Annotated in this window: 15 protein-coding genes and 1 pseudogene; 14 read left to right on the top strand and 2 right to left on the bottom strand. The window is 35.6% G+C overall.

All coding sequences use genetic code 11. From position 1 onward, the window contains the following. The first annotated feature begins 197 nt into the window (after nt 1-197). From AC0VX7_RS19460 to AC0VX7_RS19450, 3 genes are all read left to right on the top strand, one after another. Nucleotides 198-1,202 carry a DnaD domain-containing protein gene (locus AC0VX7_RS19460; RefSeq protein WP_475425500.1) on the top strand — a complete coding sequence of 335 codons (1,005 nt, stop codon included), beginning with the start codon at nt 198-200 and terminating at the stop codon, nt 1,200-1,202. A 170-nt stretch (nt 1,203-1,372) separates the two neighbouring features. Next, entirely contained in the window at nt 1,373-1,534 is a 162-nt protein-coding gene (locus AC0VX7_RS19455; RefSeq protein WP_475425499.1) for an FmdB family zinc ribbon protein, read from the top strand. 333 nt (nt 1,535-1,867) lie between these two features. Next, complete coding sequence (locus AC0VX7_RS19450; RefSeq protein WP_475425498.1) at nt 1,868-2,077, top strand: XtrA/YqaO family protein; 210 nt, start codon at nt 1,868-1,870, stop codon at nt 2,075-2,077. Between the two features lie 424 nt (nt 2,078-2,501). Here AC0VX7_RS19450 and AC0VX7_RS19445 read toward each other — a convergent pair whose 3' ends face one another. Further along, nucleotides 2,502-3,122, bottom strand: a complete 621-nt coding sequence (locus AC0VX7_RS19445; protein WP_475425497.1) for a hypothetical protein — start codon at nt 3,120-3,122, stop codon at nt 2,502-2,504. 377 nt (nt 3,123-3,499) lie between these two features. On the opposite strand from AC0VX7_RS19445, the pseudogene AC0VX7_RS19440 reads away from it, so the two are divergent. The 7 genes and pseudogenes from AC0VX7_RS19440 (at nt 3,500) to AC0VX7_RS19410 (ending at nt 9,620) form a co-directional block, all read left to right on the top strand. Continuing rightward, nucleotides 3,500-4,218 (top strand): annotated as a pseudogene (locus AC0VX7_RS19440) (BRO family protein). 97 nt (nt 4,219-4,315) lie between these two features. Then, the gene (locus AC0VX7_RS19435; RefSeq protein ID WP_475425496.1) at nt 4,316-4,501 is read left to right on the top strand and encodes a hypothetical protein; all 186 of its coding nucleotides are present in this window, start codon (nt 4,316-4,318) and stop codon (nt 4,499-4,501) included. Nucleotides 4,502-4,522: 21 nt separating this feature from the next. After that, nucleotides 4,523-4,975 (top strand): ArpU family phage packaging/lysis transcriptional regulator, encoded by a 453-nt coding sequence (locus AC0VX7_RS19430; protein ID WP_475425495.1) that lies wholly within the window; start codon nt 4,523-4,525, stop codon nt 4,973-4,975. Further along, nucleotides 4,972-5,514, top strand: a complete 543-nt coding sequence (locus AC0VX7_RS19425; protein WP_475425494.1) for a site-specific integrase — start codon at nt 4,972-4,974, stop codon at nt 5,512-5,514. The genes AC0VX7_RS19430 and AC0VX7_RS19425 overlap by 4 nt, the downstream gene beginning before the upstream one ends. Before the next feature lie 721 nt (nt 5,515-6,235). Further along, nucleotides 6,236-6,961, top strand: a complete 726-nt coding sequence (locus tag AC0VX7_RS19420) for a hypothetical protein (protein WP_475425493.1) — start codon at nt 6,236-6,238, stop codon at nt 6,959-6,961. Between the two features lies 1 nt (nt 6,962). Further along, complete coding sequence (locus AC0VX7_RS19415) at nt 6,963-7,811, top strand: hypothetical protein (protein WP_475425492.1); 849 nt, start codon at nt 6,963-6,965, stop codon at nt 7,809-7,811. 534 nt (nt 7,812-8,345) lie between these two features. Beyond that, nucleotides 8,346-9,620, top strand: a complete 1,275-nt coding sequence (locus AC0VX7_RS19410; protein ID WP_475425491.1) for a hypothetical protein — start codon at nt 8,346-8,348, stop codon at nt 9,618-9,620. A 288-nt stretch (nt 9,621-9,908) separates the two neighbouring features. On the opposite strand, the gene AC0VX7_RS19405 is transcribed toward AC0VX7_RS19410, so the two are convergent. Next, a complete protein-coding gene (locus AC0VX7_RS19405) occupies nt 9,909-10,826 on the bottom strand; it encodes a hypothetical protein (protein WP_475425490.1) in 918 nt (305 codons plus the stop codon). A 150-nt stretch (nt 10,827-10,976) separates the two neighbouring features. On the opposite strand from AC0VX7_RS19405, the gene AC0VX7_RS19400 reads away from it, so the two are divergent. From AC0VX7_RS19400 to AC0VX7_RS19385, 4 genes are all read left to right on the top strand, one after another. Beyond that, nucleotides 10,977-11,285, top strand: coding sequence for an HNH endonuclease (locus AC0VX7_RS19400; protein ID WP_475428203.1), 309 nt, complete (start codon nt 10,977-10,979; stop codon nt 11,283-11,285). A 124-nt stretch (nt 11,286-11,409) separates the two neighbouring features. Beyond that, entirely contained in the window at nt 11,410-11,892 is a 483-nt protein-coding gene (locus AC0VX7_RS19395) for a phage terminase small subunit P27 family (protein ID WP_475425489.1), read from the top strand. Beyond that, the gene (locus tag AC0VX7_RS19390) at nt 11,889-13,586 is read left to right on the top strand and encodes a terminase large subunit (RefSeq protein WP_475425488.1); all 1,698 of its coding nucleotides are present in this window, start codon (nt 11,889-11,891) and stop codon (nt 13,584-13,586) included. Before AC0VX7_RS19395 ends, AC0VX7_RS19390 begins: the two co-directional genes overlap by 4 nt. A 6-nt stretch (nt 13,587-13,592) precedes the next feature. Continuing rightward, a complete protein-coding gene (locus AC0VX7_RS19385) occupies nt 13,593-13,787 on the top strand; it encodes a hypothetical protein (protein WP_475425487.1) in 195 nt (64 codons plus the stop codon). The last annotated feature ends 17 nt before the right edge of the window (nt 13,788-13,804 follow it).

The following is a 13,804-nucleotide window of genomic DNA, read 5'->3' as shown; positions in this document are numbered from 1 at the left end:
ACTTCAAAGACATCTAATGTATTGCTCCCCAGATGGCTGCTAAACCAGCAATCAGAATTATCGGAGCAAAATTTTTTAGCCCTTGTGCGGAATTATTTGACTCGTTATTTAGATTATCGGTTGGAATATGTCCAGGATGATTTCGCGGTATGTTCATTCTTAGTAGAAACCAAAACGAAAAAGAGGAGGAGAAAGGCTTGAGCAAACTGTTACTAGATGACAAACCCATCATTGTGCTGCCTTCTCTCGCAGAAAAAGTAGGACTTAATGAAGCCATATTCCTGCAGCAGTTGAATTACTGGCTGCAAGAAAGCAAGCATTGCTATGAGGAGAAGAAGTGGATCTACAACACCCAAGAGGATTGGCAGGAGCAGTTCCCTTTCTGGTCCATAAGCACGATCAGGAGAACCATTTCTAAATTGGAAAACTTCGGTTTATTAATCATTGGAAATTTCAACAAAAAGAACTTTGACAGAACCAAATGGTACACAATCAACTACGAGGAATTGGATGGGTTGAGCACACCATCTGTTCAAAATGAACAAATGCATAGTGACGCGGTTGTTCAAGCTGACGATATGCAAGATGACGCTTTTGTTCAAAATGAAGAAATGCATAACGGCGCATATGTTCAAAATGAGCAGACCATGTGTTCAAAATGGACAGACCATGTGTTCAATTTGAACAGACCAATACCAGAGATTACTACAGAGAGTACTTCAGAGAATTTAAAAGAAGTTGAAGAAGAAGTGCGGGCACAAAAGAAAAAAGAAAATCCCTTTCAATTTTTCCAGGAAAACGGATTTGGAACGATTAGTGGATATATGCATGGCAAGATTGCCGGATGGTGTGCGGATCTTAATGACGAGGTTGTTCTAGAAGCCTTAAAGCTTGCAGTCGAGAATGGAAAAAAAACTTGGCGTTATGCCGAAACGATTCTTCGGTCGTGGGCTGATAAACAGGTGAAAACGGTTGAGGAAGCCAGGGCAGATCAAGAGGCTTTCAGGGAGAGAATGGCAAAGCAACGGAATCGGCCAAAGAACAGCAGGCAAGCCCTTAGGAAAGAGCAGACTCCTGAATGGCTTGCAGCTCATCAGCAACAATCAGCCACCAACCAATCTGAACCACATACATCTGATGACATTGATTTGGAAGCTGAGAGAAAGGCTCTCGAAGAAGAATTGAAAAAATTTAAAAAGTGAGGGATTGAGATGGGTGTCCTGCTCGACGCAGTACAAACGAGGAGAAGGTTTCTTGAGTACCAACTCTGGAAATCAGGAATGACAAAAGAAAACCTTAACCAACTGCCTTTATCCGAACTGGAGCGTCTATACATAAGCCATAGATGCCAGCAGGCGAGGAGTGTGTAGCCGTGAATACCTTAGTTCACATTTACGAGTGTGGAGGCTGCGTGCTTACCTTTACAGTCGAGCAAGCCTTTGAAGACCAGTATCTGCTCCAATGTCCGGCATGCTGTCAAGATACTCTATTACGGGATATTGGAGAAGGAGAAATCGTCAGAAAAGGAGAGTAGGAGAATGCCCGGGTTATACAGCCAGTGTTCAAATTGCGGCACAACTTTTACTGTCCATTCTGAGCAGGTTCTTTATTGCTCGGGTTCATGTGAAAGGCAGCATGATCTATTTAAAAGCCAGAAAGATAGGAGTGCGAATGAAGAACGAAAACTATCAAACTATGTCGCTGTTCGACCTAAACAAAGAGTGTCTTGCTGGTAATAAGGCAGCTTTAGAAGAATGGGAGAGACGGTGGGAGGAAAAGTTCCCGAAAATAAAAAAACTGCCAGACGGGCGGTCTGGCAATAAATCTAATCGACACCTTAATTATACCATAGGGCAGGGGTGTCAAGATGCAAAAAAGATTAATAGAAATAGAGATTAATAATCAAAATATGTCCATCAATCAACAAATAGAACCAGGCAAGGTGATTGTCCTTGTACTGGATGGTAACAAGGGAAAAGCCTTCAAATGCGAGGCGGTCTCACATGGCCTAACCATTGTTGAAACAACAAGCGGTAAATCCAAAAGAGTCACTTTTGAGGAAAGTGAACTCTGCTAAAGTTTCAACCAAGTGATTTATACCCCTATAGTAACCTAATAAAACGTACCAAAGGAATTACTCCTTTGGTACACATATCAAAATGATTTCAGTGAATGAATGATTTTAGACAAAAACCTGTTTTTGAGTATCTAAGATGTATTGATAACAGAAACAACGTTGAACAAATTTTTTTGCTACCGTCATGAAGAGATATAGGCCGAATCCTGGAGAAACTTTTTTGTTAATGAAAAAATAACTAAGGGGTAGAGGTGAAAAAATAGATGAACAAAAACACAAAAAAAGCCACCCGAAAAAAGGTGGTTAAAAATAAATGTGTTAGTTGTGGATCTTACCAAGCTTCACTTCAAATTAACGATAATAAATGGATTTGCCAAGATTGCGCGCAATATGCCAACGATTTGTATGGTGATAAATAACTTTTTTAAATTTTATTCCAAATGTACATAAATTGACTAGCCTCAGATTCAAGAGCAATCAATTTATCAGCATTTATATTATTATCCGTATAGAATTTGTTCTTTTGTATATTTAGCACTGAATAATTGATATCAAAATTATAACTCTTTTCATAGAAAGCTGAATTTAAAAGAGTTAAAGCAGTTTTTATATTTCGGTTATCCACTTTTTCATTTTTTCCTTTGAAGTAAAGTTTTAGCAAATGTGGCTGTCCATTAATGATTAAACCTAACTCGGAAGATGCACGAACATTTAATTCAGCGCCAACCCAAGTTGCTTTACCTGGATCGAACCAAACAACATCTTTATTACGAAGAAACTTTTTATATTGCTTTAGAGCTTCAATGTAATTAGGTTTCTTTTTATGATCCAATTCTTCAATTAAAGTATCAAAAAAATCTAACTCAAGCCCATTTTCATGATATTTGATGATTCCGTCTCTTAGTTGTTTCCAGTAATCAAAAGAAGGGTGATAGTTATCCTGATACTTGATTTTTCGAACCATACTGGTTTTAGCTGCACTACCTTTAACAGTAAAGTCAATAAATTGTGTTAATCCAATTGCAACTTTATTAGTAACTGTCACATGATTCACCTCCTTCCTAATAATTACAATTCGACGAAGGAAGATGAATGTCCTACTTAGTGACTAAGTGTTCCATGATGAACACGAAATGAAATTATGGAGGAATAAAAAATGATAAAGTTATTGAAAAAAAGCCGAAAGAAAAACAAAGCAATTAAGAAATTAGGGAAAAAAACTGAGTCGTTTTTAAAGGTTCAGACAAAAGGATTCCATAAAGGTTGGTAAGGTCTAGCAAATTAATAAAAATTGCCATATAATGGACTTATGAGTAACTGAATAAGTCCGAGATCGGGAATAGAACGTGAGGGCACTGATTAATTAGCAATCTAAAATGCTATTAATTGGTGCCCTCTTTTTATTTGAAGGAGGGGAAACAAGTGAGACAACTGCAAAAAATCTTTGATTACGAACATCATCAAGTCCGGACGATAATTAAGGACAATGAGGTTTGGTTTGTAGCAAAAGATGTGTGTGATGTGTTAGAAATCGCAAATCCTTCGGATGCACTAAAGAGGTTAGATGAAGATGAACGGGCTAGATTCAATCTAGGTCGTCAAGGTGAAGCTAATATTGTTAACGAGCCAGGACTTTACTCTTTAGTAATGGGGAGCAAAAAGCCAGAAGCAAAACAATTTAAACGTTGGGTTACTCATGAGGTCCTTCCATTGACAGAAAGACTGGTGGTTATGTGTCGAATGAAGATATGTTCATTAAAACGTATCTTCCTCATGCTGACCAGCAAACACAGCTAATGTTTAGAGCAACCCTTGAAACGGTTAGGAAGCAAAATGAAAGCATTGCGATTATGCAGCCAAAGGCAGATTATGTCGATGCATTGGTGGATAGGAACTTGCTTACAAACTTTAGAGATACAGCAAAAGAACTTGAAATTGGCCAGAGGACATTCATTAATTGGTTGCTGGAAAAAGGGTTCATTTATAGGGACCAGACCGGCAAATTAAAGCCTTATGGCAAGTATGTTCCTGAACTGTTTAAGCTTAAAGAATTTGAACGGAACGGAAAAGCAGGTATCCAACCATTGATTACGCCAAAAGGGAAGGAAACCTTCAGGTTATTGATGCGAAAATCAGCTTAATAATGTCCGAGATCGAGAATAAAGCGTGAGGGCACTGATTAACTAGAGTATTTCTAGTTTAATCGGTGTCCTCTTTTTTCATTAAGGAGGGTTTGTTGTGAGGACCATTCAGGGAGAGCTTACTAAATGGGCAAGCAAGAATAAGGTGCCTTTAAAGAAACAAAGAGATAAAAAAGTCAAAGCTAAGCCAATGGCTATGACCACGAGGGAAGTTCAGGAATTAATGGGCGTTTATAAGCCCACTTATCGTCGCACAAAAGGTGGAGCCATTAGACAAAAATAAAAAAAGATTGGGGTAGAGTAAATGGGGAATCTTTCAGATTTTAACTTACCGTCCATTGATCGAAACGCCACCAGAAAGGCCGTAGAATCAGCATTAGAGAAGTACAGAATTCTTTTGCTAAGACAATTCGATAGCCAACCCAAAATTACACAAACTTATTCGATAATTCCACCATCTAATACAAATAAGTTCCATTCATCAACAGAAGATGCTGCTATAAAGAATGCTGACTTAGAAAGGGAAATGCAGCAATACCTTAACCGAATGATACATGCTGTTAATCGACTTACTCACTGGGAAAGAGCAATCATCATTAAAAGGTACATGGATGATGAGGATGTTTTTGATTACGAAATCTACAATGATATTGGTATGAGTGAGAGAAAATATTACCGGGTAAAGGCACGGGCATTTTATAAGCTGGCGTTTCTACTAAAGATTGAAGTATATGAAGAGCAGGGTGTGACAGCATGAACTTTGTACAGCCAATTCGAGATCCTGAGATCATAGGATTAATAAAAAAGTACTTAAGGGAGGAAAGCGAACGGAACTATATGTTGTTTGTCACAGGGATAAACTCGGGATTGAGAATTTCGGACATTTTGCCCTTAAAGGTCAAGGACGCTAAGAAGAGTCATATTAGTCTAAGGGAGACCAAGACTGGAAAACAGAAACGCATACAGATCACACCTGCTTTGAGGAGAGAACTAAAGCACTACTTGGAAGGAAAAGATGACGAGGAATATCTTTTCAAGAGCAGGGAAGGCAGGAACAAGCCAATTGGACGCAGTATGGCCTATAAAATATTAAGAAAGGCAGCTGAGCAGTTCGGACTGGAGGAAATCGGGACTCATACACTTAGGAAAACCTTCGGATATCATTTCTACAGCCAAACCAAGGATGTGGCCATGCTGCAGGAAATCTTCAACCATAGTTCACCCCAAATAACGTTGCGCTATATTGGAGTTAACCAAGATAGTATGGATAAAGCTATGAGTAAGTTTAAAATCTAGGCTCACTTGCTTAATGGTAAGTTTTGAATAAACCTGGCTAATATAATTATAATACTTATATTAGCCACGAGTGAGAGTTGCAGTGTAGCTTAGGTTTTAATTACAAAAAACAAAAAACATTATAAAAAAAGAGGGATTTTAAGTGTATAATCATAATTATGGTAATATATGTACATAAAGAATTATATGAAAATATTGTCTTTTTTTAATTAGTGTACACTTTTATATCGATATATTTAGAAGTCTTATGTAAAGGGGCTGGCTAATAAATGATTTTCAGAAAGACTAAATTATGGATTTTTGGATTTATATTATCAAATGTTTTCTGTTACGTATCCATTTTTTTTGATAGTGTTAAAATACGTAATGAAGAAGAGTTAGCGCATTCTTTTCCAATCACACTAGGATTTCCTATACCCTTTTTAGAATTCTATACACCAAAAATCGATCCTCCCCTACCTTATAATTATTCAATTAATTGCTGTTATGGAGGGAAAATATTATGGGGAAATTACTTACTATCGGTAATTATTATTTTTATCATTCTTATAATTGTTTATAACATCTTAAAACTACTAAAAAAAAGAATATAAATTTTATAACAAAACTCTTTGTGGTTTTGTTTTTTTTTTTTTTTTGGAAATTTATTTACATATATTTTCTAATTATAGTATACTGCTATTACAACCGGTTGTAACAAATTGGAAAAGAGGTAATTTTATTGAAAAAAATAATAATGCCATTTTTGGTCATTACATCTGCTTTTATATTGATAAATACAAATTCGAGTAATGCCGAAAAAACATCAATAGAAATCCCAAATCCTAAGCTAACTATAAAGCAAGAAGAAGAAATAAAGAAAAATCTCAATTCGTTTGATGAACAAATGCTAAACGAGCTTAACTTAGCAAAAGAGAAAGGAAAAAAGTGGGTTAATGAAACTTCAGGTCAAGATGAGGAAGTTTATGCACTTATTACATTAAACGAAAGTATTGCATTAAATGAATTGGGGGAATTTGAGAATAAAAACAAGCTAAAAGTACAACAGATTAATTTTTTATATGATATCGGGGACAGCACTTTTACCGGTGGTTATAGCTTAGAAGAAGGTGAATCAATAGAAAACTCTATTAAAATGGCTAAAAAAATTACTAAAGAACGACTAAACGATCATTTAAAAGCATTGAAAAAATATGAAGAGGCAAATAAATCAGAAGAGTCAAAACTCAAGGCACAACAGAAACTGTCAGCTGTTAAACATTTTATAGAAAATAATGGTGTTGAAAACAAAATAGTATATGGACTTAAAGTTAAAGGGAAAAAGGTTAAGCTAAAAGAATTACAAAACAACAAGGCTATTCATGCAATTTCTAAAAGCGATATACATAGCCATTCCACTCCTTTACTAAGAGAGATTCCTGAAAATTGGAAGGGGAAGGTGAAGTAGAATGTGGAAAAGAATAGGATTAATAGTATTATTAACTTTAGTTATGAATAAGCCTGAAATTACGCTAGCTCACGATGGGAGTTTGCCTCTTGGCACTCCTGATGCTCATATTGCACCTGCATTCGGTGATACTGAGACAATAATAGATTATGATAATGGTGTAAGAGGGGTTCAACACAATTTTTATTGGTCAGGAGCACAAAGGTCCTTAAATGCATATCAGACTGCAGATACGGGAACTCTTTCCTTTTGGAATGGAGTTCCAACTGGACCTTACGGAGGGCCTGCAGGAATGGAAATTGATACTGCTTTTTATGGTTATGATAAAACATCATTACCATCCTATGGTGGTTATACACACTATGTTTTCTCATATGGACCTAAGTCGACTTCCCAATCAAGTGTAGGTACCTACTGGGGATCAGATATGCCGTATGCTTATATTGATACTACTGCAAGTGACAATCCACAAGAGCCATCTATTGGAATTGGGTCAGGATATTGGGCTATAGCAAATGCTGGTTATTATTATTCATGGGCAATGGGAAAAAATACAAGCACATCTACCTTTAAAGTTGTAGATTATGATGATTTTAAAGTGCAAGTCTCAAGAACACACAGACATTTAAATACAAACTCTGTTGGTGGTATGTGTGTAGGAGGATCTTATACAGACCCATGGTGCAGGTTTGCAGATGGTAATACTGACGGTTATATTGCGCCCATAAAGCCTTGGTCGGGATTAACTCCTGGTTATAAGTCATGGTTAGAACCTTCGTCATCTAATCTTTATCATAAAGGAAATCCAGTAGTTAACCCAAGGCAAAATTTTGGTAAATCATACTATTAGAACTTCTATTTTAACTTGAAGTTTAATAGACTCTGTATCATCCATGTACAGAAGATATAGAAATTCATACGAAAATATAATAGATTTAGTTTTAATTAGTAAAAGGGCCGGGGAATTCTCATCGGCCCTTTACTATATTTAACTAGTTTAACTAATCTAAAGATAAATTGTGAATCATTTTACCAATGCCACACGATTATAACATTAACACCATGTCGCTATCCGGATATCCCTACTTAACACTTATTTGAATTATCGTGGCTATGAGTTTTACCAGATTTATAATTACGGCTCCCAACAATGTTTCAATGCCATAAACATACTATTGTTTTTTCGACAAAAAGTTTTAAGACGTTATGATTACCCATAAAAAATAGATGTGTAATTCAATTCCGGTAAGTTATACAATGATATATATAACAAGGCTTCCAGTCTTTTGTGGAATTCAACAAATTATAAGATATGGGTAATTTAAAAAATAATAGAAATGTTTTCTAAGAGAAAATAAAAAAACGGAGGGAAAGAGCAGATAAAATGAACCATAATATTAACTTAAAATGTGAGGTTTGCGACAATGTTGTCCGTTTAAAGATATATGGAGGATATGAACTTGAAAATCCATTTGCATTTAGCTGCCCTCAATGTAAAATAACAATTCAAGGTCATTTAATTTGGAATGAGAACTTAGAACATGGCTTAATAAAAGAGTTTAAATGCAATAACGCTAATGTTACAGAAGATAAAGGTAAAGAAAGTCATTTGCTTCAAATAGCAACTGAGTTTTTTACAGATAAGATAAAAAAATTTGATATTTCCGACCCTACAATGATTCTTTCTCCATTTATGATGGATACATCAAGCTTCGAGCTAAAACAAAGGAAAATAGATTTTGTAAGATATGTAACTGAAGAGTTTGAGGAACAATTTACAGTTACCTTAAGGTTATGGGAGCTTTATAAAAATAAAAATTACAAATATTTGGATAGACAACTTTTAATACATAATTTTGTAGAACCTGTCGTTATAGGTGCTATATTAAAAATTGATTATCCTAAGAAAATAATGGATGTATTATACAAGCCATTCATATTTTTCTTAACGGAAAGTGGACGTAGTCAGGATATTAGATCATTAAGAAGAATGTTAGTGAAAATAAATAAATTATACCCTGCTGAAGTCAGGGAATTATGTAATGACTTACAGGATCTGTTACAAAATTCGGATGAAAGTATTATTCATTTATTAAGAAATTTTTACGACTATTATCGTTTTATATGGCCAGTAATCCTATCTGAAGTTTATCAGACTCATAATATTGATGATATAAAAGAAGTAAAAGGGATATTAACAACCAATTTTGAAATGCTGAAAAATTATTATGTTGAAGCTTTTGAAATCCTGTCTTCTCTCCTGCCAATCTTCATGGGATTGCAAAACATTTTGAATAGAGGGGATATGGATAAGTTTAACGAAGAAACTCAAAGCAAATTCCCACAAATAAAAACCATTCAAGATTATCATAAGAAAGTAATAAACAAAGGAAATAAAGTGAAATTCTTTGAAGATGAGAATGTATTCAGCGATATTTTTAATATTCCCTTTATCCTGGATAACTCAATTAGGAATAGTATTGGTCATCATTCCTATACATATATTCCAGATCAACAATTAATAAGTTTTAAAGATAGAAATAAGCAATGGGATTTATATTTAATTGAATTTGGAAGCTTATTGTATAAGACATATAACGCAACGTTTCTAGCATTAGAGGTTATTATGTTTTTAAGTACAATTAACGATGACTGCTAGTATTATGGCAGACTTTTGGCATAAAGTTGCTAGAGCACTAGGTTCTAAACAAGTTATTATGTTAATAAGGAATTTTTTTAAAGAGTGGTTGTACGATTGCAGCTGCTCTTTTTTATTTGGATATGGAGCCAGTGGCGAAGATACTTCCTCATTTTAGGTTAAGTAAACCAATATAAGTGAAGAGTTTGAATGCACGGTCCATCTATTAAGTTTCTTTCTGGAGAAGAAAGTTTTCTAATGGCCTAAAAAAAAGCATCAGCCTTAGGGCTAATACTTGTAAGGTTAATTTTATTTTTTTTGTTGTTGATTATCTAAATTAGAAGAAAGCTGTTCTAATAGTCCGGAAGGACCGTTTAATTGCTCTGTTTTCGGAACTTCAGGAAAAGCTTGAGTTACTTCTTGAGGAGCACTTAATGGTGGATGAAATTCAGTTCCCTGGTGTAGTAATTCTGCGAATAGTTTTATTGAAAATTTAATATCATTGATAGCTTCATGATTTGTAATTTTATCATTTGTAAGATTGTTTATTTCTTCGTTTACAACGGCATCTATCTGCCTTTCAATAGAAGCAGACATAGTTTCCATAACATTTTGTTCTAATTCCATTTTCTTAATATGGATTTTTAACATTTGAGTTTCCTGAGATCTTCGCTGTATATTTTGTGCTGTATTAATTAGTTGTCCCAAAAATGTTATAGCGGTTGAGGCAATCGCTAGGTCAACCCAAATGGATCCTGTGTCAAAATTTTGCAATTTGTAATCACCGTTTATCTCAGGGTTCTTTATACCACTTCTTAGTGCTTTATTCAGGGTGTCAAAAAACTCACTCAAGTCATTTAAGTCTTTATAATTAGGTAATTTTACACTCACAATATTTTCTTGCTGTTTTGGTATGGAGTTGTCTATAAGGTTTTGAAAACCTTCCACCTTTTCTTTAACAGTTGTAATAATTCTTTTGATCTCTTCGTAATGTGTGGGATGAATTATCATTACATCATCTGGTGATTTTGAATAATAGACTGTTTTATACTTTTTAAGTCTATCGATATCGTGTGTTAAAAACCCTAAAAGTGACAGCTCATTTATTGAATTAATAACCTTTTGTAACCCAATAACCTCAATATTGCCATTTTCAACTTTTTGTTCTTTGTATGTAAGTTCATTCTTATATTTTCCTAGTAATGATCTTATCTCTCTTAATCTCATATAATGACCCCCGTTTTATGGTAACTTATTTGAATTTTAACATATGTTTATAAGTGATATTGAAAATTATGTAAGTATTTATCGGATTTTTTCAAGAACAAAGAGAGGTGAAAGTAATTGCCCCAAAAAGCATTTAAACCCTGTAGTAAAATGGGATGTCCCAGGTTAACAAGAGAAAGGTATTGTGAGGGTCATAAACAATTAACAACTAACTATGACCAGAATAGAAGCAATGCAGCTAAGCGTGGTTACGGTAATCAATGGAGGAAAGCAAGAGCTGGATATCTCGCTCAATTTTCTATCTGTGTAAGATGTGGAGATGTTGCTAATGTTGTTGACCATATCAAACCTCATAAAGGAAACATGACCTTGTTCTGGGATGTGAGCAATTGGCAATCATTATGTAAGACATGCCATGATCGTAAGACAGCGACAGAAGATGGAGGGTTTGGCAGATAATACAGCCAAGGTAGGGGGGACCTGAAAAGTTTGCCCCTAAATCCTATAGACCGCCCCCCAGCTTTCCGTAGAAAAAAATCCGTTTTTGAAATATTTTTTTGGGGCAGGGGAGGTGTAATCCAAAATGGCAGGACGGAATAAGCAGCCTTTGTCTGTAATATTGGGCAAAGGTAGGTCAAATCATCTAACGAAAGATGTAATTGCAAAACGTCAAGAACAAGAGGAAAAAGTAAAAGGTTTTACTGATAACATCGTTGCTCCTACTTATTTAACAGCAGCACAGAAAAAAGAATTTGATCGCATTTCATCTGAATTAGTGAGACTTAAAATTTTCTCTAATTTGGATGTTGATAGCTTGGCGAGGTACATCGATTCAAGGGACCAATATATTAATCTGGTAAAACTTATACGGAAAGTAAAAGCTACTGATGATTTTAAAAAATATGCTCAAATGCAGAGAAGTAAAAATTATCTGTTTGGCGAATGCCGATCTGCAGCCAGTGATTTAGGTTTAACGATTACATCTCGCCTGAAACTTGTAATTCCGGAACCTGAAGAAAAGCAAGAAAAGACTGAGGCGGAAAAGCGGTTCGGTGATCGTGTATGAACCTGGGCGAAAGGGTCCTTAACTATGTAAATGCTATTTTGGATGGAACGATTCCAGCTGGTCAAAAACATATTTGGGCCTGCCAGCGATTCTTAGATGATTTAGAACGAACACAAGAGGATGATTGTTGGTTTTATTTTGACATTGACCAACTGTATGATTTTTATGAGTGGGCTAAACAGTTCAAGCATTTCAAAGGTATTCTAGCTGGCCAGTACATCGAGCTCACTGATTTTCAATTGTTTGTTGCTGCCAATATCTTCGGTTTCCTCAATAAGAAAACCCATAAAAGACGTTTCTTAAGAGCGTTCATTGAGCTTGCGCGAAAAAATGCAAAGTCTCAATTTTTAGCTATTGTTGCTTCCTACATTACGTTTCTTTCCGAACAGCTGGAAGAATGTTATATTGCCGGGTGGAATCGTCAACAATCAAGCCTGGTATACAGCGATATAGTTAAACAGCTTGGATCATGTGAAATCCTTCAGGGAAAGTACAAGGAAGCCTATGGGAAAATCACTCATTTAAGAAGCGGATCGATAATCGTTCCTTTATCCAAAGAAGCGAAAAAAACAGGTGAAGGTACGAACCCGAGTTTGGGAATAGTTGATGAATATAAGGACCATGAAACTTCCGAGATTCACGATGTTATTGATTCTGGTATGGGTGCCAGGGAAAACACCTTAATGTTTATCATCACAACAGCGGGTAACAATTTGAACGGACCTTGCTTTAAAGAGTATAAATATTGTGTTCAGGTCATAGACCCTGAAAATCCAGTTGAAAACGATGAATATTTTATTATCATTTGTGAACTTGATAAGGATGATGACATAAAGGACGAGAGAAACTGGATCAAAGCAAATCCAATTGTTGCGACCTACGAAGCAGGTATAAAAAAACTTCGTAGTGACTTAAAACTTGCTTTGGACAACCCGGAAAAAATGCGTACATTTTTAACTAAAAGGATGAACATATGGGTGGATCAAAAAGAGAATGGCTATATGGATATGGCCAGATGGAATGCTTGTGGCAGGGAACTTGATTGGGAAGAGTTACGCGGTTGCGAAGTTGTTGTAGGAATCGACTTATCAGCCAAAATTGACTTAACTAGCGTAAATTTCGAAGCAAAGAAAGATAAAAAATATCTAATTAAGAATCATAGTTTCATGCCCGAAGAGACAATAGCGTTACGGGCTAAGACAGACCGCGCTCATTACCAATTATGGGCAAAGGATGGATGGATTACCCCAACCCCAGGCGCTGTTGTGGATTATAGTTTTATCAAGCGGTACATCAAGGATAAGGAAGAAAAATACGGTTTAATTATTAAAGAGATTCCAGCGGATCCTTGGAATGCTACTCAATTCACGCAAGATATGGAGAGCGAAGGATATACTGTGGTCGAAATGAGGCAGGGTATAAAAACATTGGGTGAAGCAACGAAAGATTTCCGTGAGCAAGTTTATCAAGGAAATGTGGTGCATGACAATAGCCCAGTACTGGCATTTGCTATGGCAAACGCTGTGACAAAAAGTGATTCGAACGACAACATTATGCTAGATAAATCAAAATCAACAGAACGCATTGACCCGGCAGCTGCCACCATAAACTCCCATGCCAGGGCTATGCATGGTGACTTTAAGCCAGATATCAATGAACTAACTGATGATTACCTAACAATGATGGGATGGTGAGAGATTTTGGCTAAATTATTAAAAAGAAATATAGCTGCATTATTGAAAAGTCTTTTGACCACTTGGTTGGAAGATTTTTTTATATTCTTAGGAATTGCAATTGTTTTATTTACAACATATCAGAGGTTCGGGGTGAATATCGGAAACTATTCACTTGGATTCGTTTTAGTGGTTATGGGTTTCGTATTAGCTAAAAAGTGATGAACTGGGGTGAAGGG

Source organism: Mesobacillus sp. QJM3NY_10 (assembly GCF_056173465.1).
Note: the sequence above shows the minus strand (reverse complement) of the source record. Positions and strands in the feature narration are given on the sequence as shown.